The organism is Sphingopyxis sp. FD7 (assembly GCF_003609835.1).
Classification (GTDB): Bacteria; Pseudomonadota; Alphaproteobacteria; order Sphingomonadales; family Sphingomonadaceae; genus Sphingopyxis.
This window is the reverse complement of the sequence record NZ_AP017898.1, coordinates 3,337,344-3,363,622: the sequence shown is the minus strand read 5'-3', so window position 1 is coordinate 3,363,622 and position 26,279 is coordinate 3,337,344. Positions and strand designations below refer to the sequence as shown.

At 60.8% G+C, this 26,279-nt stretch carries 22 protein-coding genes and 1 pseudogene; 13 read left to right on the top strand and 10 right to left on the bottom strand.

Going from position 1 to position 26,279, the window contains the following annotated elements; genetic code table 11:
* Nucleotides 1-17 precede the first annotated feature (17 nt).
* The gene (locus tag SPYCA_RS16320; protein WP_172595112.1) at nt 18-899 is read right to left on the bottom strand and encodes a HesA/MoeB/ThiF family protein; all 882 of its coding nucleotides are present in this window, start codon (nt 897-899) and stop codon (nt 18-20) included.
* A 126-nt stretch (nt 900-1,025) separates the two neighbouring features.
* Here SPYCA_RS16320 and SPYCA_RS16315 point away from each other — a divergent pair.
* Nucleotides 1,026-1,519: pseudogene (locus SPYCA_RS16315) on the top strand (transposase); the annotation flags it as partial.
* A gap of 312 nt (nt 1,520-1,831) precedes the next feature.
* Here the strand turns inward: SPYCA_RS16315 and SPYCA_RS16310 are convergent.
* A complete protein-coding gene (locus SPYCA_RS16310) occupies nt 1,832-2,797 on the bottom strand; it encodes a helix-turn-helix transcriptional regulator (RefSeq protein WP_172595111.1) in 966 nt (321 codons plus the stop codon).
* 183 nt (nt 2,798-2,980) lie between these two features.
* Between SPYCA_RS16310 and SPYCA_RS16305 the strand changes: the two genes are divergently transcribed.
* The 12 genes from SPYCA_RS16305 to SPYCA_RS16250 all read left to right on the top strand — a co-directional run bounded on the left by SPYCA_RS16305 (nt 2,981) and on the right by SPYCA_RS16250 (nt 18,266).
* A complete protein-coding gene (locus SPYCA_RS16305) occupies nt 2,981-4,306 on the top strand; it encodes an acyl-CoA dehydrogenase family protein (protein WP_232003375.1) in 1,326 nt (441 codons plus the stop codon).
* Nucleotides 4,307-4,402: 96 nt separating this feature from the next.
* Nucleotides 4,403-5,626, top strand: coding sequence for a thiolase family protein (locus SPYCA_RS16300; RefSeq protein WP_120221825.1), 1,224 nt, complete (start codon nt 4,403-4,405; stop codon nt 5,624-5,626).
* Complete coding sequence (locus SPYCA_RS16295; protein ID WP_197715353.1) at nt 5,623-7,245, top strand: AMP-binding protein; 1,623 nt, start codon at nt 5,623-5,625, stop codon at nt 7,243-7,245. The genes SPYCA_RS16300 and SPYCA_RS16295 overlap by 4 nt, the downstream gene beginning before the upstream one ends.
* Nucleotides 7,242-8,351, top strand: a complete 1,110-nt coding sequence (locus SPYCA_RS16290; protein ID WP_120221824.1) for a saccharopine dehydrogenase family protein — start codon at nt 7,242-7,244, stop codon at nt 8,349-8,351. The genes SPYCA_RS16295 and SPYCA_RS16290 overlap by 4 nt, the downstream gene beginning before the upstream one ends.
* A gap of 47 nt (nt 8,352-8,398) precedes the next feature.
* Nucleotides 8,399-10,978 carry a TonB-dependent receptor gene (locus tag SPYCA_RS16285; RefSeq protein WP_232003374.1) on the top strand — a complete coding sequence of 860 codons (2,580 nt, stop codon included), beginning with the start codon at nt 8,399-8,401 and terminating at the stop codon, nt 10,976-10,978.
* Nucleotides 10,979-11,261: 283 nt separating this feature from the next.
* The gene (locus SPYCA_RS16280) at nt 11,262-12,023 is read left to right on the top strand and encodes a glucose 1-dehydrogenase (protein ID WP_120221823.1); all 762 of its coding nucleotides are present in this window, start codon (nt 11,262-11,264) and stop codon (nt 12,021-12,023) included.
* A complete protein-coding gene (gene acuI / locus SPYCA_RS16275) occupies nt 12,020-13,015 on the top strand; it encodes an acrylyl-CoA reductase (NADPH) (protein WP_120221822.1) in 996 nt (331 codons plus the stop codon). Before SPYCA_RS16280 ends, acuI begins: the two co-directional genes overlap by 4 nt.
* A complete protein-coding gene (locus SPYCA_RS16270) occupies nt 13,012-13,794 on the top strand; it encodes an SDR family oxidoreductase (RefSeq protein ID WP_120221821.1) in 783 nt (260 codons plus the stop codon). The genes acuI and SPYCA_RS16270 overlap by 4 nt, the downstream gene beginning before the upstream one ends.
* Before the next feature lie 98 nt (nt 13,795-13,892).
* Nucleotides 13,893-14,645: an electron transfer flavoprotein subunit beta/FixA family protein gene (locus SPYCA_RS16265; protein ID WP_120221820.1), complete on the top strand. Its 753-nt coding sequence runs from the start codon at nt 13,893-13,895 to the stop codon at nt 14,643-14,645.
* Nucleotides 14,645-15,577 (top strand): electron transfer flavoprotein subunit alpha/FixB family protein, encoded by a 933-nt coding sequence (locus SPYCA_RS16260; protein WP_120221819.1) that lies wholly within the window; start codon nt 14,645-14,647, stop codon nt 15,575-15,577. Before SPYCA_RS16265 ends, SPYCA_RS16260 begins: the two co-directional genes overlap by 1 nt.
* Nucleotides 15,578-15,607: 30 nt before the next feature.
* Complete coding sequence (locus tag SPYCA_RS16255) at nt 15,608-17,323, top strand: acyl-CoA dehydrogenase (RefSeq protein ID WP_120221818.1); 1,716 nt, start codon at nt 15,608-15,610, stop codon at nt 17,321-17,323.
* 46 nt (nt 17,324-17,369) lie between these two features.
* Complete coding sequence (locus SPYCA_RS16250; RefSeq protein WP_120221817.1) at nt 17,370-18,266, top strand: LysR family transcriptional regulator; 897 nt, start codon at nt 17,370-17,372, stop codon at nt 18,264-18,266.
* Here SPYCA_RS16250 and SPYCA_RS16245 read toward each other — a convergent pair.
* Genes SPYCA_RS16245 through trbE form a run of 8 tightly spaced genes read right to left on the bottom strand, consistent with a single transcriptional unit; the run spans nt 18,254 to nt 26,276 of the window.
* Nucleotides 18,254-18,481: a DUF2274 domain-containing protein gene (locus SPYCA_RS16245; protein ID WP_120221816.1), complete on the bottom strand. Its 228-nt coding sequence runs from the start codon at nt 18,479-18,481 to the stop codon at nt 18,254-18,256. The two genes, SPYCA_RS16250 and SPYCA_RS16245, sit on opposite strands and share 13 nt — an antisense overlap.
* Nucleotides 18,478-19,683 carry a TrbI/VirB10 family protein gene (locus tag SPYCA_RS16240; protein ID WP_120221815.1) on the bottom strand — a complete coding sequence of 402 codons (1,206 nt, stop codon included), beginning with the start codon at nt 19,681-19,683 and terminating at the stop codon, nt 18,478-18,480. Before SPYCA_RS16240 ends, SPYCA_RS16245 begins: the two co-directional genes overlap by 4 nt.
* Nucleotides 19,680-20,702, bottom strand: a complete 1,023-nt coding sequence (trbG, locus tag SPYCA_RS16235; protein WP_120221814.1) for a P-type conjugative transfer protein TrbG — start codon at nt 20,700-20,702, stop codon at nt 19,680-19,682. The genes SPYCA_RS16240 and trbG overlap by 4 nt, the downstream gene beginning before the upstream one ends.
* Nucleotides 20,699-21,382 (bottom strand): conjugal transfer protein TrbF, encoded by a 684-nt coding sequence (trbF, locus tag SPYCA_RS16230; RefSeq protein ID WP_120221813.1) that lies wholly within the window; start codon nt 21,380-21,382, stop codon nt 20,699-20,701. The genes trbG and trbF overlap by 4 nt, the downstream gene beginning before the upstream one ends.
* Nucleotides 21,383-21,385: 3 nt before the next feature.
* Nucleotides 21,386-22,702 carry a P-type conjugative transfer protein TrbL gene (trbL, locus tag SPYCA_RS16225; RefSeq protein WP_120221812.1) on the bottom strand — a complete coding sequence of 439 codons (1,317 nt, stop codon included), beginning with the start codon at nt 22,700-22,702 and terminating at the stop codon, nt 21,386-21,388.
* A gap of 1 nt (nt 22,703) precedes the next feature.
* Nucleotides 22,704-23,051, bottom strand: a complete 348-nt coding sequence (gene trbK-alt / locus SPYCA_RS16220; RefSeq protein WP_120221811.1) for a putative entry exclusion protein TrbK-alt — start codon at nt 23,049-23,051, stop codon at nt 22,704-22,706.
* 4 nt (nt 23,052-23,055) lie between these two features.
* Nucleotides 23,056-23,814 carry a P-type conjugative transfer protein TrbJ gene (gene trbJ, locus SPYCA_RS16215; protein WP_120221810.1) on the bottom strand — a complete coding sequence of 253 codons (759 nt, stop codon included), beginning with the start codon at nt 23,812-23,814 and terminating at the stop codon, nt 23,056-23,058.
* Nucleotides 23,815-23,819: 5 nt separating this feature from the next.
* Nucleotides 23,820-26,276: a conjugal transfer protein TrbE gene (gene trbE, locus SPYCA_RS16210; RefSeq protein ID WP_120221809.1), complete on the bottom strand. Its 2,457-nt coding sequence runs from the start codon at nt 26,274-26,276 to the stop codon at nt 23,820-23,822.
* Nucleotides 26,277-26,279: the final 3 nt, after the last annotated feature.

Sequence of the window (26,279 nt, the reverse complement as noted above, 5' to 3'; positions counted from 1 at the left end):
CGATCGCAACTTCCGCATCAGATTTTCCTCGACAATTGCGGCAGGTTGAGCAGGGGTTCGCGTCTGCCAGTCGCGAACAGCTTGCCCATGACCGGGCACGGCTTTTCGTAGGTCTCGGTGGTGAATTCGACTTCCGCCAGGTTCATCCGCACGGCATCGAAAGCGGCAGGATCGGGGTTATGGCGGAACGGGTAAAGCCGCGCGATCAGTTCGACAACCGCGCTCGCCGCACCGAGCATGTTGATGCCGATGACCGCCGGCTGTTCCTCGTCACGGCCAATAATGTATTTTTCCGCGCGCTGCCGGGCATACTCTTCCGGCGCGGCCCGGGCCAGACTTTCGGCGTGGACTTGCTCGGGCGTGTAGACACCCCTGGAAAGCAGGCTCGATCCTCCGGGGACGATGAAGTTCACCGCAGTGTCGACCTGATCGATCGAGCCGTCTTCGTCTGCCACCGCGCCAACACCGACATCGACGAGCACTTGCAGCTGCGTTGCCACCAGACGGTCAAGGATCGCCCTGCCTTCGGCGCCATCGACACAGCCGGCCAGGATATCGCAGGCGGCCAGTGCGACCACTGCGTCGCGATCGACTATGTTCGCCGGGATGGCCGTCACCTGGATGCCGAACCCCAGTGCGTCAATCGCTCTCTTGGCGACATCGACCTTGAACGTAGCGTCCCGCGCATCGGTCGCGGTCGCGTTCAAAATCCGATCGAGGTTCCGGGTTTCGACACGCTGGGGATCGACCAAGACCATCCGGCCGAAGCCGAGTCTGGCGAATTGCTCGGCAACGATGCTGCCAGTTCCGGAGACCCCGACGATGCCGACGCTGAGCCGCTTCAGTTCACTGCGCATCTCCTGGCCGAAGCCGCGCGAATGCCGCCCCACCGTTCCCATGGAAGCTGAACTGTCTGAATGTGTTTCCCGCCACCAGAATTGCGGCTGGCGGCCAGCAATTCCGATCTGCGCAATGGAGTGCTGCGATCCATCGGGGAGGCCGACCCGCCCCAGCATTTGCCCGGACGGCAGGGTGCCGATCCGATGACGTTCAAGCCGGTCGACCTCGCCATCCGGATGTTCGGCTACAAGAACCACATCGGCATCGACCGCGCCCATGACCTCATTCGCAAATGGGACGCGAGCGCCGCCAATGCCCACGACGGCGCCCGGCTGCCGACGTGGTCAGTAAGGACAACACCGGTTCGGGCGTCTGGGCCGATACCGCCTATCGGTCGAAGAAGAACGAGGCATTCCTGGCTAAATGCATGTTCACCAGCCACATCCACCAGAAGAAGCCGCCGCGCCGGCCGATGCCCGATCGTATCGCCAGGGCCAATGCGAAGCGATCCGCTGTCCGCTCGGCGGTCGAGCACGTGTTCGCTGGGCAAAAGCACCGCATGGGGCTCGCCGTGCGCACCATCGGCATCGCCCGCGCCCGCATCAAGATCGGCATGGCGAACCTCGCTAATAACTTCCAGCGGCTCGCTTGGCTAGAGGGGCGTACTGCGCCCGCGTGACACCGGAAACGACCAAAAGAGCCGGAGCCACCTGCAAAATCAGACAATGATCGTTGGCGGAGCGCCACTTCCGCACAATCAAAGCCGTGCCGTCGCCTCGTCAGCCCGCAAATGGACGGTTCTTCGAGATGTCCAGCTCACAACAGCACCGGCAAGCTGAGGCAAGCCATTGCAGAACTTATCGAACAGGGCAATCCGGTATTCAAAGCTACCGACATCACTTTAGCCCAAGGTAATGAATGCGTAGCCAAAATGTACGCAACAGAGAGAGAGCGTATTATCGAAAATCGAGATAATTTATATATAGACTCTCTATTTCATTCTGTGCTGCTGCGGAGAAACTCCCGACCAACGCTTGAAAGCGCGCGTAAAACTCGATGTTTCTGAAAATCCAAGCATATCAGCTATTTTTTCAATGGTGAGTGTTGATTTATTTAGGAGATCGAGAGCGCGATCATATCTAATTCGATCCAACAATTTTCCAAAACTAGTATTATTTGATTCGAGGCGTCTATGCAATGTTCGTTCAGATACGTGCAATTGCGCGGCGACTTCGGCGGCCGACGGAAAGCCGCGCCCCGATCGCACAAGAAGGTCAAGAACGTGACTCACAAACGAGTTTTGGACCGAGGCGGTCGCAACGAGTTTCTTGCATAAGCTGCTGTATGTCTCTTCTAAGAGAGGACTCGCCATCGGAAGAGGCAAGTCGCCAGCCCCCTTCTTGAATATCCAGCGGGTTGTTTTTGCTCCAAAAATTACAGGCGCGCCAAGCAATGCGTCGCAGCCTTGCCATCCAGCAGCCCGTTGTAGGGTTGATTCAATACGGACTAGTGGAAACTGTGGTGGCTGCATGTCATTGAGAAACATGGTCACAGAGCCAAGAGCTCGTTCCTGATGAAACTCGCGGAGGCTTGCCGGAACATCATGGTCATGGGCAGTGAGCGCGACGGCTTGGTCGTCTTCCATTTCCACCTCGTAGTACATCAAGGAGAAAGTTAGACCTTGGAACGCGCCCAATACGTGAAGCCCCTCAGTTACATTACTTGCTGCCAGCACAGCCAAGCCGAGTGGGCCATAAGACATGACTCTATAGCGCAGGCCAGTTCTCATCCAAAGTCCTGGAATATTGCGTGTTTTATCGGTAAAGTACTGCTGGAACAGAAGTTCTTGCGCGCAAGTAATTTCGCCTTGTACGTTGTTGATAATGTCAGGCGCAATTCCTGCCTGAACAAGCAAAGGCACCGGATTGATGGCATTCTCCTCCAGGGCTGACGCCATGATCCGGAGGCTTTGATTCGACAGCCGAACGGTTTCTAGGAGGTGTATCTGCATTGTCTGCCTTGCACCAAACCACCCAAATGGCAGTTAAAGTCAAATATTGGCAGATGGAGCCATTCAATGCAAGCATCCACTCCGCTAAGCCAATAACAACTCGGAAATCCGAGATTGGATGGAGAGGATATGATGAGTCAAGTTGCAGCGCTCGAAGCGTTGCCGGTCGAAGCGACCGGCCCCCGCCCGTTCATTCGTTGGGACGAGAATCCCAAGGTCAGGCTTGGCTCACTCGGCGCCGAACCTCCACTCGACGATCTCGTGGCGCAATTGCAGCAGAGCGTGCACGGATTCGCCGAAAAGGTCATGCAACCAATCGGGCGGAATCTCGATCGCCTGAGCGCCGAAGAGGTCATCGCGCCGGGATCACAGCTTTGGGCCTTTCGTGAAGCCTATGCAGAACTCGGTATCACTATGGAGGCGCTTGCGACCTTCCCGCCGAATCTCATGCCTGACATCTTCGCCATCCTTTTCGAGGAGCTGGGTTGGGGCGATGCTGGTCTCGCCATTTCGGCAGGCGTCGATCTTCTGCCGCACTATATGGCTGCGAAATTCGGCAACGAATTCGTTTTCAAGACCTATCCCGAGGAGCTGATCGGATGCTGGGGCATCACCGAACCCGATCATGGCAGCGACTCACTCGACGCAAACGGAGCAATCTTTCACCCGCAGGGGACTTACGGCCGGCCTAACTGCGTCGCCAAGATCAGTGATGGCAAAGTAATCATTTCGGGGCAAAAGTCTGCATGGGTGTCAAACGGCCCAATCGCCGAGCTTGCCATCCTTTATTGCGCAGCGGAAACGAAAGCTGGCATCGACTCGAGCCGCGGTGCTGTCGTCATCGTGCCGTTGAAGTCACTGGGCGTATCCAAGGGCAAACCGCTCGAGAAGATGGGACAGCGCGCCCTGCCGCAGGGCGAGATCTTCTTCGACAATGTTGAACTCGACATCGATCACCTCATCGTCGCGCCCGAGGATTACAAGAAGGGCGTTTATGCTATCCACAGCGAGGCCAATGCACTGATGGGCGGTGTCTTCACCGGCTGTGCGCGCGCCGCTTACGAGCATGCCTTCGCCTATGCTCATGAGCGCAAGCAAGGCGGTGTTCCGATTATCCGCCACCAGGATGTCGCCAAGCGTCTGTTTCACATGGCGCGCAAGGTCGAGCTTTCGCGCGCGATCACCCGCCGCGTCACGACCTTCAACATGCTCAACGACATGCCTGCGCTTCAGGCTGCGATGTTCTCGAAAGTGACCGCAACTCAACACGCCCTCGAAGTGGCCAGCGATGCTGTCCAGATGTTCGGAGGCAACGGTGTCACTCGCGAATATCCGGTCGAGAAGATATTTCGTGACGCGCGCTCCTCACTGATTGAGGACGGTTGCAACGAGATTCTGTCGATCAAGGGAGGAACGCTTATGGTCGATCCCGATCTGCTGAAACCCACTGCCTGAGGCTGCGCCGCCATCCGGCGGCAGCAAAAGGGCATTGTCTGTCGAAAATTGCATCTGCCGCGCTCCAATTTGGGGCTGCGGAAGGGGAGAATTGTCTTGCGCCAGAAGGCGGTCATTGCGGGAGTGGGGATCACTCCGTTTGGGAAACTTCTCGATCGCACCCTTGCCAGTCTCGGCCAGGACGCGATCCGGCAAGCGCTGAGCGATGCCGGCATAGGGCTCGATCGCATACAGGCGGTTTGGTCAGGTAATGCTGGCGGGCCCGTGGTTACCGGCCAAGTCTGCGTCGCTGGCCAGGTCGTGCTTCGACAGATGGGTTTCGGCGGCGTCCCCGTGATCAATGTGGAAAATGCCTGCGCTACCGCATCGACCGCGTTCCAGCAGGCTTGCTCGATGGTGTCACTGGGTGCCTATGATGTCGTTCTCGCCTTCGGGATGGAGAAACTCTACCATCCCGACAAGGAGCGGCCCATGGCCGTCTATGCGGGCTGCGTCGACACAGAGCGCCCGGAACTGTTGGACCAGTATCTGGTTGGCGATCTCAGTGCAGCGCAAGTCGAGGCGGCGCCGCAGGACCGTCGCTCGCTGTTCATGGATATCTACGCACGGATGGCGCGCGACTATATGGCGGCAAGCGGCGCGACCCAACGCGACTTCGCCCTGGTTTCGGCTAAGAATTCCCGGCACGGCAGTCTCAACCCCAATGCTCAGTTCCGCGATGTGCTGAGCGTCGAGGACGTTCTCTCCGCCAAGCTCATCTCTCCGCCGCTCACGTTGCCGATGTGCTCGCCCATTGGCGACGGGGCGGCGGCGGCAGTGATCGTCTCCCCGCGCGTGGCTGCGGAACTCGGCATCAGTGACCCGGTCCATGTGCTTTCCTCGATCGTGTCGAGTGGTTTCGACGTGGTCTCTGGAGCGCCGGGTGTCACGGTCACGGTCTCGCGCCAGGCTTATGAAGAAGCCGGTATCGATCCGCGCGACATCGACTGCGTCGAACTCCATGATGCAACGTCGCCGGCCGAACTCATCTATTATGAAGCGTTGGGCCTGTGCGGGATTGGCGAAGGGCCATCCTTCCTCGCCAGCGGTGCCACGACGCTCGGCGGGCATGTGCCGGTCAATCCCTCGGGGGGCCTCGTTCGCAAGGGGCATCCGATCGGCGCTACCGGTCTCGGCCAGATCCATGAATTGGTCCAGCAGCTGCGCGGGCGATGCGGTGCGCGCCAGGCCGTAGGGGCGAAACTGGCGTTCGCAGAAAATGGCGGAGGCTTCATCGGCACCGATGCAGCCGCCATCGCCATGACGGTGCTATCGCGATGAGCGCGCCGGTCCGGCCTCTGCTGCGAATGGTGCTCGACGGCGTGGCCTCGAACATGTCGGCGCCAATCGTCACCTTTGTCGACATCGATCCTGAAGGCACTTTCGTCGAGGAAGCGCGCACCTATGCCGATCTGCTTCTCGCGGGTCGGGAACTTGCTGGCGCACTGCGGGGTGCAGGCATGGTCGAAGGCGACGCCTTCGCACTTATCATGCGCAACCATCCCGAATTTCTCGAGGCAATGGTAGCATCCGAGATCGCCGGAACGGTTTTCGTGCCCATCGATCCTCGCACCCGAGGCGACAAGCTCGCCTATATGCTTCGCTTCTCGCGTTGCAGGGGAGCGATCGTCTCGCGCGACGTCCTGCCCCATCTCAATGCCTTGCGAGAGGGACTGCCCGATCTTGCCTGGGTCTGGGTCATCGACGACTTGGGTAGCAACCAAGATCACCATGCGTTGGCCGATGTCCGAGCTGCGGCGAAGCCAGTGGGGGAAGTCGCGCCGCGCCCGGCCGATAAGCCGATGCAGATGCTGTTTACGTCCGGCACGACCGGGGACCCCAAAGCAATCCTCGCACCACACGCACGTTTCGCAGCGGTCGCGTCGCTCGGCGCGGTGATCGGACTTAAGCCGAACGACATTCTTTACACCGGACTGTCGCTGACTCACGCCAATGCCCAACTTATCACGCTCGGGAATGGTTTGTCCTTACAACTCCCCGTCATCATCAGCCGACAGTTTACCAAATCCCGGCTTTGGGAAATCCTGGCGCGGTACGGCTGTACCACCTTCAACCTGCTGGGTGGCATGGCGACGGCGATATTCGCCGAGCCAGACGGACCATTTGATCGCGCGCACAAGGTTCGCTTTGTGCTGAGCGCCGGTATGCCAGCTTCGATGTGGCGTGCATTCGAAGATAGGTTCGGCGTCGGGATCTTCGAGTTCTTCGGTGCTGCGGAAGGCGGTCTGTCGCTCAACCCGCCCGGCACCGGCCCAGTCGGTTCAATCGGGAAACCGCCGGGTGGCGGCATCTGCGAGATACTCGGCAGCGACGGCACAGTACTTCCCGCGTTGGAACCTGGCGAAATCTGCTTTCGGAACGAGGACGGCTCGGTGGCTCCGGTGACGTATTTCGGCAATCCCGAGGCATCGGCTGCAAAAACGCGCAACGGTTGGTTTCACACGGGCGATATTGGCTGGAAAGACGAAAACGGTTGGCTGTTCTTCTCACATCGCGACGGCCATTCGATCCGGCGCAACGGTGACTTCATCGACGGTCGCGCGATCGAAACCGCGATTGCCGCGATGCCAGGCGTAGCGGATACCTATGTTTATGGTCTCTCCACGCCGAGGAACACGCCGGGCGAAAAGGAAGTGATCGCGGCGATCGTCGCCGGAGACGGTTTCGATGCTGCGATGGTCATTCCGGCATGTGCCGCAGCGCTCGGTTCGGCCAATGTGCCGACCTACCTCCAGATCGTCCAGGCCATCCCCAAGACGGCATCGGAGAAACCCCAGGACCGGCATCTCGCGGCGATGCTGGAAGAAGGAAACTGCCACCTGTTCGACAGGAACGGCCTGACAACATGGAACACAAGCGAGGAGAGGATTACATCATGACGGCACCTGTCGTGGTTTATGGCGCCAGCGGTTACACTGGCAAACTGATCGTTTGGCATCTGGCTTTGGCCGGGATTCCATTCATCGCAGCCGGGCGAAGCAAGGCACGCCTGGAAGAGCAGATGGCGAAAGTGCCGGAACTCGCCGGCGCGGACTACAGCATCGCCGAAGTAGCGCATGACCGGGCATCGCTCGCTGCGCTCTTTCAGGGCGCGAAGGTCGTCTACAACGTAACTGGGCCATTCATGCAGCTTGGCGAGCCGGTCGTTCAGGCGGCACTCGATGCGGGGTGTCACTACCTCGATACCACGGGCGAGACCGACTGGATGGCCTTCTGTCGCGACAATTACGGCGCGAAGTTTTCCGCCAAGAGCTTGCTGCTCGCGCCAGCGTCCTCATATATGTGGGCGGCAGGCAATATCGCGGCAGAGATCGCTCTCGAGACGCCGGGCGTCGACTCACTCGACATCCTCTATCTCGCGGATTCGAGCACCAGCGTCGCATCGACCAAGTCGTTTCTGCGGATGTGCACAAAGCCGCAGTATTTTCTCGAACACAACGAACTGGTCATGTGGCCCTATGCCACGGCCTATGATGTGCGTTCGCCCGACCAGAACCGGTTGTTCAAGGCGCTGCCGTGGAGCGGCGGCGGCGAACCGATCTGGTATATGGACGACGCCCGCGTCACGAATTGCACGACCCTGGTTGGATTCAAGAATCAGGTTATGTTTGGTGCGGTCCTCAATGTCCTCAAGGAATTTGAGGAAAAATACCGCAATCTTGATTATGATGCTCAGGAGCGCGTGACAAACGAGCTTGGCGGCGATCTCACCCAAGTTGAACCTGATCGCGAGGATCCGAACAGGAATCGCTCCGTGATCTCATGCATTGGTCGCGGCAATATGAACGGGGTCAGCGTCGTCATGCGCGGCAACTCACCCTATCTTCAGACCGGCGAACTCGCAGCAGAAGCGTGCCGTCGTATTCTGGCAGGCAAACTTCTCGCCACAGGCTTCCAATCGCCATCAAAAGCTATCGGAGCCCGCAACATTCTCAATGCCTGGGCAGAGAAGGGCTACCATAGCTGGTCAGCCACGGCACTATAAAATTAACGGAAAATCAAGACATTAAGGGGGTTATGATGAGAGTTTCCTTGAAAACTTACACACGGTTACTGACCGGATCGGCACTATTGGTGCTATTTGGCACACCTGCTTTGGCCCAGGAAGCAGAAGCCGTTTCACAAGACGATGGGGCAATTGCCGATATTGTTGTTGTAGCACAAAAACGTTCGCAGAATCTTCAGGACGTTCCGGTTGCTGTCTCCGCGCTTGCGGGCGACGAACTCCAGTCTCGCGGCGTCAGCGAAACGTCGGATTTGCAGGGCTTTGTTCCAAGCCTGCAGATCACCACCCCATATGGCAGAACCCAGCCGAACTTCGCTCTGCGCGGGGTGTCGGTCGCAAACGAGTTCTCGGCTTCGACCGCATCGCCCGTCGGCGTCTATGTCGATGAAGTCTACCAGAGCTTCCGAGCCAGCCACGGCCAGCAACTTTACGATCTGGAGCGCGTCGAGGTGCTGCGCGGCCCGCAGGGTACGCTCTATGGCCGAAACACCACAGGCGGTGCGATCAGCTTTTTCAGCAACAAGCCCAAGCTAAGCGATTCAGAAGGTTATCTGACCGCTGGTTACGGCAATTATGACACATGGACATTGGAGGGAGCCGCTGAGGCAACGCTCGTTCCGGACGTGCTTGGCATCCGCATCGCCGGGACTTTCGCCAAAGGGGATGGTTGGCAGTTCAATCCCGTTCAGAACCGGGATACAGGGACTACAGACACAGTTGCTGGTCGCGTGAGCATACGCTGGAAGCCCAGTGAAACCCTCGATATCAACCTCAAAGGTTATGTGGCACGCGACAATCCAGTTGCCCCGAACCCCTATGCAATCGGGCAATTGGCAGGGGATCGCGATGTTCTGGGCTATTCGCGGTTCGATCCGGCACAGAATGGCGGCCGTGCCCTGAATAGGGATGAAGTGGCTGCTGACACAGGAGGAAACTACTACACCTCTTCGAGTGGATTGTCCTTGAACATCTCTGCAGAGCTGTCCGATAGTCTGACTCTGACCTCGATCACAGGCTATGATTGGGGGAAGTATCGCAACTCGCCATTTGATTGTGATGGCTCGCCAAACGACGTGTGTGCACTACGCTACAATTCTACCAGCCGCAACTTTAACCAGGATCTGCGCTTCAGTTTCAACACCGACAAGTTGAACTTGATCGCTGGCTTGTACTACGGCAAGGACACGATCAAGACACGCAACGAGATTGATTTCTTCGGCGTGCTTGAACCCCTTCTGCGTGGAGCGGGGGTTGGCAACAGCTTTTTCAACGCCCCCGTGTCTGCGCCGCAAGCTGCAGCTATTATTCCGGCATTTGCTGTCAACCCGGCGCTTGATCCCACCACCGCTGCTGGCTGTGCTCCAGTGGCCACAGGCAACCCGAATGGTTTTCTTGATGCTCGGTCGCTCATTGCCTTCCTGACCGATGTCCAACTCAACAATTCCGGTGGCGGCGGTTTCGGCGGCGCAATTTCCGCAGCATGCCGTGCGGCGGGTGCTCCGCCGTTCGGTCCAATCAATGGCGTCCAGCAATTCACTGTCAGCCGGCCATCGATGGCGATTTACGCCGATGCGACCTATGATGTGACTGACGCGCTTACCGTCAGTTTGGGACTGCGATACACGCGCGACAAGATCAACTACCTCAATGGCCGTACCGTCCTGTTCGACCTGAGCGGTACCAACATCGTTGCCAGCACCATTCCTTACACATTTCCATTTGACCCGTCGGTGCCTGCACTTGAGCAACGCGAGCGTGCCAATCGCCTCACTGGCCGTTTCAACGTCAGCTATGATTTTTCTGACGATATTATGGGCTATGTGAACTATAGCCGTGGCTATCGGAGTGGTAGCTTCAATGGTTTGGCTTATCAGGGAACCAACCAGGTTTATTACATTCAGCCTGAAGAAATTAATGCCTATGAAGGCGGTTTGAAAATGCGCCTATTTGATCGGCGCGTGCAGATAAACTTAGCTGGATTTTACTACGACTATAAGGGGCACCAAGTTACACAGGTTATTGGCGCCACGTCGTTCACACGCAGTGCCGATGGCCGCCTTTATGGCGGCGAGGCGGAGCTCACTTGGCAGATCGTTCCTTCACTGCGTTTTGACGCTTCGGCCAGCCTGCTCAGAAGCAAGTATCAGGGTAATGTCCTGAATCCGGCTGATCCTTCGAGCCCCACTCGCAACGTCAATGGCAACCCATTCCCGAACGCACCGCGTGAAACCTTCTCGTTCGGTCTCGACTGGGATGCTTACAAATCGGACGACTGGAAGGTGAACCTGCGCGCCGACGCAGCCTATACGGGTCGATACTTCTTCGATCCGTTTGGAGACTATGGTCTGAATCCGTGTGATAGGCCTGGTGCTCCTGGAGCCGTCCGCCCAGCAGGTGTTGCCATTACATGCGGAAACCCGGGTTATTGGCTCGCAAACAGTCGCCTGACTGTTGAAAGAGGGAACTACTCTGCAAGTTTCTGGGTCAAGAATCTGACCAACAAATTTTACTACAGCTATGGTCTTAACATCGACATTTTCGGCCTCGATTACCTGAACCGTGGTACACCGCGGACCTATGGTGTCGAATTGACTGCAAGGTTCTGATTGCGATGGCCGGGAGGAAGAACATCCCTCCCGGCCATTCGCTGGCCAATTATGCATTGAGTGTCTGAACCGAAACTCTCGTTTCGTATCATACTATCAGAAACAGAGTTGGGTTATCGACAGCGCTTCTCGCTAGATCTACGCGCTGATTTACCCCTCCTTTGCCTGACCAGTTCAACGGCTGTCGCGACAGGTGATCGGAGCGACCAAGCAAAATTCATGACAAACTTCACGCCGAAACAGACGGTGGCACATTCGCAGTTCAATAGGGGGAGCATAAAATATGTCAGGCAGATTAGTAGGCAAGGTCGCCTTGGTCACGGGCGGCGCTCGCGGCATCGGCAATGCAATCTGCCGCGCCCTTGCACTGGAAGGTGCAGCGGTAGTCGTGACCGACGTCATCGTCGATGAAGGCCGGGTGCTAGTCGATCAACTCGCGAGCAGTGGTCACAAGGCGGTATTTCATCGGCAGGATGTTACCTCCGAACCTGGCTGGGACGAGATATTTGAGATCGCTGGTGCCGCGCTTGGCCCGATCAATATCGTCGTCAACAATGCCGGAATCGCAATCCCGGGTTCGATCGAGGATCAGACGTTTGAGGCCTGGCGCAAGACCATGGCGGTCAACCTCGACGCCGTGTTTCTTGGTACACGCGCTGCGGTCCGCAGTATGAAGCAGCGAGGGGGAGCCATCATCAACGTCTCGTCGATCGAAGGTATCGTCGGCAATCCCCATGTACCAGCCTACAATGCATCGAAGGGTGGTGTTCGTCTCCTGACGAAGTCCGCCGCACTGCATTGCGCGCGTTCAGGCTATCCGATCCGCATCAACAGCCTGCATCCCGGATATGTTGCGACGCCCCTTGTAATTGACGCCCTTCCACTGCTGCCGGACGATTTTGGTGCCCAGGCGTTGGCACGTACGCCGATGGGCAGGTTCGGTGAAACCGACGAGATCGCGCGCGCAGTGGTGTTCCTGGCTTCGGATGACTCCAGCTACATGACCGGCGCAGAATTGATCATCGACGGAGGATATACCGCATGAGCGCAGAAACCTTCCCGGCGATCATTATCGATCGCGAAGGAGACGGACAAAAGGTATCGTTCCGGAGTATTGACGAAACCGCCCTGCCACCCGGCAATACATTGGTTCGGGTCGAAGCATCGACGGTCAATTACAAGGACGGCCTTCTCCTTTCCGGCGCGATCCCGCTGATTCAGTCCTTTCCGATGGTGCCCGGCATCGATCTGGCCGGGATCGTCGAATGGAGCGACCACCCCCGCTGGCGACCCGGCGACCGCGTAATTGCCAACGGCTGGGGTCTGGGTGAACGGCATTGGGGCGGATATGCCGGCAAGTGCCGTCTTGACGGCGACTGGCTCGTCGCATGTCCTGATCGCTTCTCGGCGAAACAGGCAATGGCGATCGGCACCGCCGGATATACCGCTATGCTATGTGTGCTTGCTTTGGAACGACAGGGTGTACAGCCCGATGACGGTGAAATTCTAGTCACCGGCGCAAGCGGCGGCGTTGGAAGTATCGCCATTTCGTTGCTGGCTAGGCGCGGGTATCGAGTTGTAGCGGCGACGGGACGCTTGTCGGAAGAGCCTTACCTGCGCCATCTCGGCGCCGCGTCGCTAATCGACCGCGCCGAATTCGCGCAGGCTGGAGCACCGTTGCAGAAAGAGCGTTGGGCTGGCGCTATCGATACCGCCGGCAGTCATATGCTGGCCAACATCTGCGCGTCGCTCCGTTACGGGGGCACGGTCGCGGCAACCGGTATCGCGCAGGGAGCCGACTTCCCGGCGACCATGTATCCGCTGGCATTACGCGGCATTACCATTTGTGGCGTCGATAGCGTGCACGCTGCCGTCGAGTTGCGGCAAACGACCTGGAAGGCTCTGGCGGCGGAATTGGACCTCGGCCTCCTCAAAAGCATGACAAACGAAATTGCATTGGCGGATGTGATCGAAGTGGCACCGACCATTTTGGCTGGCGGGGTTCGTGGACGGATTGTTGTGGAAGTAGGAACATGACGCAGAACAAGCAGGACCAAAAATCGATCTTCATCACAGGTGCTGCATCTGGGATCGGGCGGGAGAGTGCAAAGCGATTTCTAGCCGCAGGCTGGCGGGTCGGCTTGTCCGATCGGAATGCCGGCCTGCTGGAAGCCCTACGGGAAGAACTGCACGGCGACGCCCTGGTCTACGAAGCCGATGTTCGAGACGCCGGCGCACTCGCTGATGCGCTGGCGTGTTTTTGCAGAGAACAAGGTGGACTTGACGCCTTGTTCAACTGCGCCGGCATTCTGGAAATGCGCGCGTTTGCGGAAACCGATCTCGATCGGCTGAAGGATATCGTTGATGTCAATCTCATGGGCGTCATCAATGCCACTCATGCTGCCATTCCCTGGCTAAGGAAGGGCCGCGATCCGCACATTGTCAACATGTCCTCTGTCTCCGCGATCTACGGCATTCCCGAGGAAGCGGTCTATTCAGCAAGTAAGTTTGCGGTGCGTGGGCTTACCGAAGCGTGGAACATCGAGCTGGAAGGCGCCGGGATTTGGGTCAGCGACGTGATGGTAGCCTATGTTGCAACACCGATGGTGCAGAATGCCGCAAGAAGGGCCAAGTCGGTCGATATCCTTGGCATCAACGTAACGCCCGCACAGGTCGCTGATACAGCATTCGCTGCCACCACGGGCCGCAAGGTGCATTGGTTCGTCACTGACGCTGACGCCGCCGTCGCGTCGAAGATTGATGAAACACCTTGGGAAGCGCGGCGAAACTTTGTGAAGAGCATCACAGGTTTTTGACACCTTCGCCGCACCGTGACGACGCGTGAGTAAGGAAGCCAGATCACGATGCTGCTTCAAGGCGGTTTGTAACGGCAGGTACACTTGGAGAAAGTTTGATGAAAGCCCTGGTCTGCGTGAAGCGCGTGATCGACTACAACGTGAAGCCGCGGGTGAAATCCGACGGTACCGGCGTTGATCTCGCCAATGTGAAGATGAGCATGAACCCGTTCGACGAGATCGCGGTCGAAGAAGCCATCCGCCTCAAGGAAAAGGGCGTGGTTTCGGAGATCGTCGCGGTTTCGGTCGGTCCAGCCAAGGCCCAGGAAACGCTGCGCACCGCGCTGGCGATGGGCGCAGACCGCGCCGTGCTGGTCCAGGTCGACGATGGCGTCGAGGTTGAGCCGCTCGCCGTCGCCAAGATCATCAAGGGTGTGGCCGAGGAAGAGGCCCCGGGCCTGATCATCACCGGCAAGCAGGCGATCGACGACGACTCGAACCAGGTCGGCCAGATGGTCAGCGCGCTGATGGGCCGCCCGCAGGGCACCTTCGCCAACGAAGTCACCGTTGAAGGCGATTCGGTCGTCGTGAAGCGTGAAATCGACGGCGGTCTGGAAACCGTGAAGCTGGTGCTGCCGGCAGTGGTCACCACCGACCTGCGCCTCAACGAGCCGCGCTATGCCTCGCTGCCGAACATCATGAAGGCCAAGTCGAAGCCGCTCGCCACCAAGGCCCCGGCCGACTACGGCGTGGACATCGCGCCGCGCCTGCAGACCCTTAAGGTCAGCGAACCGCCGGTGCGCAGCGCCGGCATCAAGGTGGCAGACGTGGACGCCCTCGTCGCCAAGCTCAAGGAAATGGGAGTCGCCTGATGGCCAAGACGCTCGTTTGGGTCGAACACGACAACACCTCGGTCAAGGATGCTACCCTGGCCGTCGTCACCGCCGCTGCCCAGCTGGGTGAAGTCCACCTGCTGGTCGCCGGTTCGGGCTGCGCCGGCGTTGCTGCCGAAGCCGCCAAGATCGCCGACGTTGGCAAGGTCCACCTGGCTGACGACGCGGCCTATGCCAATGCGCTGGCTGAAAACGTCGCGCCGCTGGTGGCCGGGCTGATGGCCAGCCACGACGCGTTCCTAGCTCCTGCCACAACCACCGGCAAGAACGTGGCACCGCGCGTGGCCGCACTGCTCGACGTGATGCAGATTTCCGACATCCTTTCGGTCGAAGGCCCCAAGATCTTCACCCGCCCGATCTATGCCGGCAACGCCATCGCCACGGTCGAATCGAGCGATGCCAAGCTGGTGATCACCGTGCGCGGCACCGCCTTTGCCAAGGCGGAAGTCGGCAGCGGCTCGGGCAGCGTTGAAGCCGTTTCGAGCGCGGGCGATGCCGGCCTGTCGAGCTTCATCGGTTCGGAAATCGCCAAGAGCGAACGTCCCGAACTGACCAGCGCCAAGATCATCGTCTCGGGTGGCCGTGCGCTCAAAGACGCAGATACCTTTAAGGCCACCATCTTCCCGCTGGCCGACAAGCTGGGTGCCGCGGTTGGCGCCAGCCGCGCTGCGGTCGACGCTGGCTACGTGCCCAACGACTTCCAGGTCGGCCAGACCGGCAAGATCGTGGCATCCGAAGTCTATGTCGCGGTCGGCATCTCGGGCGCGATCCAGCACCTTGCGGGCATGAAGGATTCCAAGACCATCATCGCCATCAACAAGGACGAAGACGCCCCGATCTTCCAGGTGGCGGACATCGGCCTGGTCGCCGATCTGTTCAACGCGGTACCGGAACTGACCGGCAAGCTCTGAGCAGCGTCCACAAATTTAAGAAGGGCCACCATGACTTTTACCGCTGCCGTGACCGAACAACGCTTTGTCCTCGAACATGTTGCGCGGATCGCCGATCTGGCCACCGCAGAGCGCTTTGCTGCGGCCGAGCCTGACATGATTGACGCGATCCTGGGAGGCGCAGCGGCGCTGGCTGAAGGGGAATGGGCACCAACCAATCGCACCGGCGATACCGTCAATCCCAGATGGGTTGATGGCGACGTGACCATGCCGCCGGGCTTTCGCGAAGCCTACCGTGCTTATGTCGATGGCGGCTGGGGGACGATTGCGGGTCCGGTCGAATACGGCGGCCAGGGCATGCCCAACGCGCTGGGCTTCGCCGTGATCGAAAGCCTGGGTGCGGCCAACATGGGCTTTGGCCTATGCCCGATCCTGACCTCTGGCGCGGTCGAGGCGTTGGCCAGCCACGGCAGCGACGAGTTGCGCGCGGCCTATCTAGAAAAGCTAGTGTCTGGCGAATGGACTGGCACGATGAATCTGACCGAGCCGCAGGCCGGATCGGACGTCGGCGCGCTGCGCACTTCTGCAACGCCGGCGGGCGATGGTTCGTGGCGGGTCAAGGGGACCAAGATCTTTATCACCTTTGGTGAGCATGATCTGGCGGACAACATCATCCATCTAGTCTTGGCCCGCACACCAAACGGCGCGCCGGGAACGCGCGGAATATCGCTGTTCCTGGTACCCAAGGTACGCCCAGATGGCAGCAGCAACGATCTTCGCTGCGTTTCGATCGAGCACAAGCTGGGAATCCATTCTTCTCCCACGTGTGTCATGTCCTTTGGCGATAACGACGATTGCCACGGCTGGCTGATCGGGCCGGAATTCGGCGGAATGCGGGCGATGTTCACGATGATGAACAACGCCCGGCTTAATGTTGGCTTGCAAGGCGTGCAGATAGCCGAACGCGCGACCCAGCAGGCGCTGGCCTATGCTCGAGAACGGGTTCAGTCATCTCGCGTGGGCGGCGATGCGACCCGCCCTGTGGTAATCGTCCAGCACCCTGATGTGCGGCGCATGCTGATGCGGATGATGGCGCAGACCCAAGCGGCGCGCGCCTTGGTCTATGCCGCCGCGGCAGAAATCGACCGCGCCCATCTTGGCATCGTGGGCGCCAAGCAGCGATTGGATCTGCTGACTCCGTTGGCCAAGAGCCACGCCACCGACATTGGCTGCGAAGTAACTTCACTGGGAGTCCAGGTGCATGGCGGTATGGGCTTTATCGAGGAAACAGGGGCCGCTCAGCATTACCGCGATGCGCGCATTGCGCCGATCTATGAAGGTACCAACGGAATTCAGGCCGCTGACTTGGTTGGCCGCAAGCTGACTGGCGATGGTGGCGCGGGCATGGCTACGTTGATCGCCGAAGTGCGAGCCGAAGCGCGAGATAAGGGGGTGCTTGCCCTTGCCGCGACAGTCGAAGAACTGACGAAGGTGCTGCTATACGCCGAAATCGACGACCGGTTGGCCGCCAGCGCGCCTTATCTGACCATGGTGAGCACAATGATATGTGGCTGGCTGATGGAACGCCAGGGCCTTATTGCCTCGCGCCTACTAGCCAGCGGTGAAGGCGAAGTAGGATTTTTGTCCCGAAAGCGATCCGCCGTTGACTGGTATCTCACTCACCTCGTGCCAGAAGTAGGGGGATTGGCGTCATCGGTAAGAGCTGGAGCATTGCATCTTTATGACGGCCTACCGATGGAGATGTGATGGCTTATGATCGATTTGGTCTCAGATAGATCAACGCCAAACTCCAATGCCAATTGAACTGCGCCAACTTCGCTATGCGGTCGCAACGGCCGATGCGAAGAGTTTCGCGCGGGCGGCGGCAATGCTTAACGTCAAACAAATCACCCTGAGCAGGCGGGTCCAACAGCTCGAGGACCGTCTCAACATAAAGATGTTTGAGCGCTCCACGCGCGGTGCAGAACTGACCGAACATGGTCAGGTGTGCGTCGAACTCGCCCGCCGCATCATCACCGATGTCGATAACCTCAAAACCATTGCCCGCAACGTGAGCTACGGTTTGCAAGGCCGGATCACTGTAGGCTTCTGCACAAGTCTGATGTCGGGCAATCTCAAGCTGGCAATCTCGGACTATCTGACGAAATTCCCGGACGTCCAGTTCGACGGCGAAGAGGCCGGTCCCGACGAATTGCGCCACGGCCTTCATCTTGGGACGATCGATCTCGCGGTTTGCCCCATCGGCATCGAAGAGGAAGGCCTGGCTTCACGCCCGGCCTGGGCCGAGAGGATACTTGTAGCCCTCCCGGTCGATCATGAGTTGCTGGCAAGGGATCGCATCTACTGGCAGGATCTGCGCCGTGAAGTTTTCGTGGTGCAGGCTGGCGGTTTGGGGCCATCGTTCGGCAACCTCATCGCTGCGCGATTGACCGAGCAAAGCAAGAGTCCGGCGATCATCCGCCAGAACACCAGCCTTGAGAGCGTGATCAGCATCGTGGCGGCCAAGCGCTTCATCACGATCGCGACCGAAGCTTCCCAGGGCGTGAACTGGCCGGATATCGAATTCCGCGAGATATTCGATGCCAATGGTCCAACCCGGCTCGACTATGCCTTTTATTGGCGCGACGGCAACGCCAACCCAGCCCTCAAGCAGTTCTTCTCGATGATCGGGGAACGCTATCCCAGCTGAGCCGATCGGCGCGATTTCGTAAAGCTTCGGTCAGTCGCGATGAACCGATCAATCATCGGCGGGATCAGCCGCTCGGGCGCCGGCGCGCCTTTGGTGTCGCCACCATTGAGCACGGTCGCATAGGCGAGCAGCTCACGGTGCAGCCGCGCCGACACCTCAATTGTCAGCCGCACCGGCTTTTCATCGGCGAGGTCGGCCAGTTTCAGCCGCGTCATTGGCCATCTCCCAGCACAATATCGCGGGTCACCAACACCCGCACCGGAAACCCGGGCCGGATGGTCAGTGTCGGTCGCACATTGAGTTCGCGCGACACGATCTGCTCGCCGGCGCGATTGATGCTGTCTTGGCTGCCGCGGCGCAAGGCGCGCGTAATGTTGTCATCGCTGCCCGAGCCAAGCTCCGAACCAACGCCTAGCAAGGTCGAGACCAGCGCGGCCTTGAGCAAGCCGCCCCAATGATAGTCGGTGCCGTCCTGCAATCCTGCGAACCCACGTGGGTCGGACGCAGGCTGACGTTCGAGCACAATCGAGCGGCCATCGGGCAGGATCAGCCGGTTCCAGGCGAGCAGGATCCGGCTCTGCCCGAAAGCGACGTCGGCGTCATAGTCGCCGATCAGCCGCGAGCCCTGCGGGATGAGCAGGATGCGCCCCGTCGGGCTGTCAAAGACATTCTGGGTAACCTGTGCGGTCACCAGCCCTGGAAGGTCGGAGCGAATGCCTGTGATCAGCGCTGCGGGAATGACAGATCCCGCCTGCAGGATTGAAGGAGAGGCCAATCCGGTCAGGCGCTCGCCCGACACGGTGCGCCGGTCACTGGCGCGTTGAAGGAAGGCCTGCTTGCGGGCAGCGTCGGACTGCGGCGCCGCCACAGGTGTTGCAGCCGATGCTTCGGCTGGTGGCGGGAGGCTCACAAGGCCCGCACTCCCACTTCCCGGCGATCCGCCGCCGAAGAACAGGCGGCTACCGCGCGCGACTTCGCGTTCCTGCTCGGCGCGATTGCGAGCGGCATCAGCGGCAGCGACTGCCGGGTCGACTGAAGCCGCAGGCGGCTGCGCGCCAATCGGAGGCAGGGCAGCGACGTCACCGCGCCGCTGGGCATCGAGGATGGGCTTGCCAAGATCGCCGGGGAGCGGAGCCCCGAGCTTGGGCACCTGGCCGTAATCCTTGGGTGCTCCCGCGAGATTGTCGGCCACCGCCACGCCATCGGTGTTGTAGAGTTCTTCAGCCCCCTTCCGGCCAGCAGGCTGGAGCGCATAGATCAGCGCACCGCCGACCAGCGCGAAACCGCAGGCCGAGGCAATGCCGATCGCTTTGCGAGACAGACGCATCACGCGCGGTGGATCGCCGCGCAGCTTGACCGCGCTATCCGGATCCACGGGCGGTACTTCGGGGCGTTCGGTCTGACCTTGCCCGTTCATGCCCGCCCCCGCCGGTTGGAGGTGATCCGGACAGTCTGCTGCCCCTTGCGCCCGCCGAGCCGCAGTTCGGCCTTTGCGAACAGCCTGTCGACGATCATGTAGCGACCGGCGACCCGGTAGTTGACCAATTCGGCTTCGCCCTTGGCGCCGATCACGAATAGCGGCGGCAGCTCACCCTGCGCGATGCTCTCGGGGAATTCGATAAACACGCGGACCCCGTCGTCGAACGCGCGCAGCGGCCGCCAGTCGGGGCGGTCGCCGTCGATCGCATATCGGAAATTGAGCAGCGACAGATCCATGCCCGCCGTAACTGGCGCGGCACGCTCTGCTTCGGCCCGGGCCTGGCGCAGCGCGATCAACTCGTCCTGCGGATAGGTCCAGGAGACCGACGCCATATAGACCGAAGGATTGGCACGCAGCTCAACATGGTATGTGCGCCGGTCGGTGTTGATCACCAGATTGGTCGCGATGTCGGGACGGATCGGCTTCACCAGAATGTGAACCCGCGACGCGGGTCCGCTGCCGCTGACGGTATCGCCGATCATCCAGCGCACCGTGTCGCCGGATGCGACCGGACCCGAGCCGACCAGTTGTTCACCTTCCTGCAGGGCGATGTCGGTCACTTGTCCGGGTTTGGCATAGACCTGGTAGAGCGCGCCTTCGGTGTAGGGAAAGACCTGGATCGCGTTGATGAACCCGGTTCGGTCGGGCTGCACCCGTGCCGCCTCCATTGCCGCTCCCACCCTGTCCCGGGGCAAGGACGGGCGGGAGCGGCCCGCAGCGCGGGGGAGCGACGCTTGCGGAAACTGTTTGAGCTGGCCAGGAAGCGGTAGCGGTACAGGGATCGCGATCACACGCTCGGCTGAATGGGTCGCCTGCGGAACCTCGCCCGGAACCGCAGGCGATGCAGGCTGATGCGTTTTAGATTCTTTGGCCTGCACGGGCGAGGCAAGCGCTGTGCTTGCTGCGAGCACGGCAAAGGCGATGCGGCGATTGGCCGTTGCAAAAGTGCTGATCATGATCCGAGTTCCTTCGACCAATTGATGGCGTTGACGAAGATGCCGAGCGGGTTCTTGCGCAGGGCATCGGGGGTGCGGGGGACCTGGACGACGATGGTCAGGATCGCGGTCCAGCGGCTCGTTTCGGCAAGACTGCCGTCGCGGTATCGCCGCTCGACCCAGGCGACGCGGAAGCTGGTCGGCGAGGCGCGGATGACGCTGGTGACGTCCACACCAACTTGCTCCCTGCCGATCAGGGCGAACGGATCATTGGTCCGAGCGTAGTCGTTGAGCGCAAGCGCGCCCTTGTCGGTCGCAAAATCGTAGGCGCGCAGCCAGTTCTGGCGGACGATGATCGGATCGTCGGGGACGGCGCGGACCTGCTCGATGAATCGGGCCAGATGGAACGCTACCTGGGGGTCCGAAGGCGTATAGCCGACATCGGCGGGGGCGACGGCCTGCGCCTCACCGAGCTTGTCGACCTGAACTACCCAAGGGATGATGGAACCACGCGCACCTTGCCAGATGATCCCCGCAGTGAGGCACGTCGAAAGACCGAGCGCGCCGAAGAAGGCAAGCCGCCAGCTGCGCGCCTGGACGCGGGCAGAACCGATCCGGTCATCCCAGACCTGCGCGGCGCGCTGGTAGGGCGTTTCGGGGTCGGGGGTCTTGCCGTAGCGGATCGAGGGTCGTCGGAACATAGGTCAGTCCTTTTCGGAAGTGTCGATGGAAGCTCCGCCGCCGTGGCTGTCGCCAGATTTCAGCGTATGGGCGGCGATGGTCGCGCCGTGCGCGATGGTCTGCCGGTCCTTCATCGCCTTGGCCCAAGCTGGTTGACCTGCGTCGGCGCTTGGCGGAGGTGGCGGCGGTGTGTTTGGTCCGGGCGTGATCGTGCCGCCGGTGTTGGTGATTGCGGCGCGGCTGCCTTCGCGGAACGACTGCTTCACGCCATCGCCCGCTTTGCGCAGCGGCGAGGTTGCAGCCCCCACGGCGGCATCGCCGACCGCGGCCATGCCTGAGCCGACCGCAGCCGCGCCAGATTTGCCCGCCGAACCCAAGGCATAGGCCATGGTAGCCCCGCCAGCGGCACGCGAGGTGCCATGCGCGACGTTGGATGCAGCGCTGGCGACCGCGCCGCCTGCGAGCTTCGCTCCAGCAACCGCACCTGCGGCTGCACCACCGGCAAGCAGCGCGGTCCCGGCAGCAGCACCTGCGCCAAGCTGCGGTCCACCAGAGACGATGCCATTGGCGATGCCAGGGCCAAAGATGCCAAGGCCAAGCAGAGCCAGACTGGCGAGCATGATCGACAGCGCGTCCTCAATGGTCGGCTCGCCTGAAATCGCGCTGGTGAACTCGGAGAAGATGGTCGAGCCGATGCCGACGATCACCGCAAGCACCAGCACCTTGATACCGGATGAGACGACATTGCCGAGCACGCGCTCAGCCATGAACGCGGTCTTGCCGAACAGGCCGAACGGGATCAGCACGAACCCGCAGAGCGTGGTCAGCTTGAACTCAATGAGGGTGATGAACAACTGGATCGACAGGATGAAGAAGGCGATGATGACGATCGCCCAGGCGACCAGCAAGATCACGATTTGGAGGAAGTTCTCGAAGAAGCTGACGAACCCCATCAGGTCCGAAATCGCGGTCAGCATCGGCTGTGCGGCATCGAGGCCGACCTGCGCGACCCGGCCTGGCTGCAGCAGTTCAGCAGCGGTAAAGCCTGTGCCGCTGGCCTTGAGGCCAAGCCCGGCGAAACTCTCGAAGACAATGCGCGCGAGGTTGTTCCAGTTGCCGATGATGTAGGCAAAGATCCCGACGAACAGCGTCTTCTTGACCAGACGCGCGAGCACGTCGTCGGCCTCGCCCCACGACCAGAACAAAGCGGCCAGCGTCACGTCGATCACGATCAAAGTGGTCGCAATGAACGCGACCTCGCTAGACAGCAGGCCGAAGCCACTGTCGATGTAGCGCGAGAAGATGTCGAGGAAGCGGTCGACGACGCCGGTGCCACCCATGTCAAAAGCCCTTTGCTGATTGGGATTCGGATGACGGCATCGGAGCCGGAGCCGCACTCGCACCGACCGCACGATCGCTGGCAGCGTCGCTGGCTTCGGACTCTACCCCAAGGAACCGCCGTCGCTTCTCGGCCCAAGCCGCGCGGCAGTCGGGCGACGACAGCGCGAGTTCGCCCATCGCCCCGCAGGCACGCAGCTGTGCAGGCAGTGGATCGCCGTCGGGCTCCCAGACGGTGATCACTTCCGGCAGCGGTTCCGGGCGCTCTTCGCGCAGCTGAAGCAGCGACATCGTCAGTGCCACAGCGACGAATGCCCCAGCTCCGATCCGCGCGAAGAGCTTGGTGTCCATCGCCTCAGTTCCGGAACATCTGGGCGGTGGTGGGAACGTAACCGCGCCCGGGTTGAAGGAAGCGGCGAAGCTGCTCGCGCGCCTGGACCTTGGCCGCAGCAGCATTGGCGGCATCGAGCGACTGGGCGCGCCCGAGGCTGGCAACGGTCGCAGTCAGGTCGGCGAGCTGCTGCGACTGAAGCGCCAGCAGCTGGTTTCCGGCTTGCGCGGCTTGCAGCGCGCCAGTTGCCGACTGGCTGGCGGTGACCAGGCTTTGCACTGCGGTGCGCGCACCTTCGATATTGCTGACCGCACCGGCCTGAACCTTGAGCGCATCCTCGAACGCGGCAACGCTACCCCGCCAGCGCTCCTCAGCACCTTGGACCATCGCGCGCTGGCTGCCGGTCAGGTCGATATCTTTGTACTGCCGTCCGAACTCGCGCTCGATTTGCTGGACATCGTAAGCAATGCCCTGCGCACGGGCGAGCAACTGCTGCGTTTGCTGGATTTGCTGCTGCAACGGTTGGAGCATCGTCAGCGGCAGGCTTTGCAGGTTGCGCGCTTCGTTGATCAGCGAGGTCGCCTGGTTCTGCAGCTGGCGGATCTGGTTGTTAATCTGCTCGAGCGTGCGCGCCGCCGTCAGGATGTTCTGCGAGTAGTTCGAGGGATCGTAAACGATCCCGCCGAACTGCGCATAGGCCGGTGCGGGCACAAGCGCGGTGACTGTCATCGACAGCAAGGCCGCGCCAGCGGCGAGCAGATTGCGGATGCGGGGGGACTTCATGGGCATTACTCCTTGGGTTGGCCCAATTGGGCGGGGGGAATGGGTTCGAGAGCCGGGAGCATGTCAGCGGCCCATGCGAGGCCGCGATGACGCAGCCAGGCGGACGCAAAGCCTGTCGTCCCATGCGTTTCGGTCAGTTCGGCAATCGCCAGTTGGTCGGTCTTCGACGAGGTGGCGGTGTGAGCGAGCGCGACTTCGCCAAGACCCAGCTCGAACAGCCGGTTGCCGCGCGCCGACTGGCAATAATAGTCGCGCTTGGGGGTCGCCCGCGCGACGATCTCGATCTGCCGGTCGTTGAGGCCAAAGCGGCGGTAGATGCTCAAGATCTGCGGTTCGACGGCACGCTCGTTGGGCAGAAAAATGCGGGTCGGGCAGCTTTCGATGATGGCAGGCGCGATCGCGCTCGTCTCGATGTCGGCAAGGCTCTGCGTCGCGAAAACCACGCTCGCGTTCTTCTTGCGCAGCGTCTTCAACCATTCGCGCAGCTGCGCGGCGAAGGCCGGACTGTCCAGCACCAGCCAGCCTTCGTCGATGATGATCATCGTCGGCGAGCCGTCGAGCCGTCCTTCGATACGGTGGAACAGGTAGGAGAGCACGGCAGGCGCGGCCGCCGATCCGGTCAGCCCTTCCGTCTCGAACGCCTGGAAGCTGGCTACGCCTAGATGTTCAATCTCGGCATCGAGCAACCGCCCGAACGGTCCGCCGATGCAGTAGGGCGCCAGCGCCTGCTTCAATGCCTGCGACTGGAGCAACACGGCAAGTCCCGTCAGCGTGCGCTCGGCAACAGGAGCAGTGGCAAGCGAAGTCAGCGCCGACCAAAGATGCTCCTTGGTCGCCGGATCGACGGCCACACCTTCGGAAGTGAGGATCGCCTGGAGCCATTCGGCGGCCCAATTGCGTTCGGCAGGTTCATTGATGCGTGCCAGCGGCTGCAACAGCACCGCGCCAGCGCTGTCTTCGGAAAGGCTGGTGCCCAGATCCTGCCAGTCGCCGCCGCAAGCGAGCGCGGCGGCACGGATCGAGCCACCGAAATCGAAGGCGAAGACCTGGGCGCGATTGTAACGCCGGAACTGCAGTGCCATTAGCGCGAGCAGCACCGACTTGCCCGCCCCAGTCGGCCCGACGATCAGGGAATGCCCGACGTCACCGACATGGAGCGAAAACCGGAACGGGGTCGAACCTTCGGTCCGCGCATAGAAGAGCGGAGGGGCGGCAAAGTGTTCGTCCCGTTCCGGCCCGGCCCACACGGCTGAGAGGGGGATCATGTGGGCCAAGTTGAGCGTGGAAATCGGTGGTGTGCGGACATTGGCGTATACATGGCCGGGCAGCGAGCCGAGCCAGGCTTCGACCGCGTTCATGCCTTCGACGATCACGGTGAAATCGCGGCCCTGGATGACCTTCTCGACCAGTCGCAGCTTCTCGGCTGCGAGCGCAGGATCCTCGTCCCAGACGGTGACGGTGGCGGTGACATAGGCCTGGCCGACATGATCGGCGCCAAGCTCCTGCAGCGCTGCATCGGCGTCAGCGGCCTTGTTCGAGGCGTCGCTGTCGAGAAGCGTCGACGCCTCGTTGGTCATAACCTCCTTGAGGATCGCGGCGACCGACTTGCGCTTGGCGAACCATTGCCGCCGGATCTTCGCCGTCAGCTTGGTCGCATCGGTTTTGTCGAGCATCACCGCGCGGGTTGACCAACGATAAGCGAAGGCGAGCCGGTTGAGCTCGTCGAGCAGGCCAGGGAAGGTTGAACTGGGAAAGCCGACCACGGTTAGCGTGCGTAGATGGGCGCGACCGAGGCGCGGTTCGAGCCCGCCAGTGAGCGGCTCGTCGGCCAGCAGCGCATCGAGGTGCATTGGGGTTTCCGGAACCCGCACGCGGTGGCTGCGGGTCGAAATGCAGCTGTGCAGGTAGGTCAGCGTCTCGCTGTCATCGAGCCAGGCGACTTCGGGGACGAACCCCTCGACCAGACGTAACAACCGCTCGGTGCGGTCGATGAAGAGGTCGAGCAGTTCCTTTGGGTTGATGCCCCTTTCGGCCTTGCCCTCGTAGAGCCAACTCTCGGCGCGGGCGGCGTCTTCGGCGGGCGGCATCCAAAGCAACGTCAGGAAATAGGCGCTCTCGAAATGTGCGCCTTCTTCGGCAAACTGCGCGGCGCGTTCGCGCTCGACAAGCATCGACGCCGGGTCGGGAAAATCGCTATCGGGATAGTCCTGCGCCGGTCGGCGCACCGCCTCGACGAAGATGGCCCAGCCCGAACCCAGCCGCCGCAGCGCGCTGTTGAGCCGCGCGGTCGTCGCGATCAGCTCGGCAGGCGTGGCACTGTCGAGATCGGGACCGCGAAAGCGAGCCGAGCGCTGGAAGCTGCCATCCTTGTTGAGCACCACACCGGGTGCGACCAGAGCTGCCCAGGGCAGGAAGTCCGCAAGCCGATCAGCCTTGTTCCTATATTCGCGAAGCGAGAGCATCGG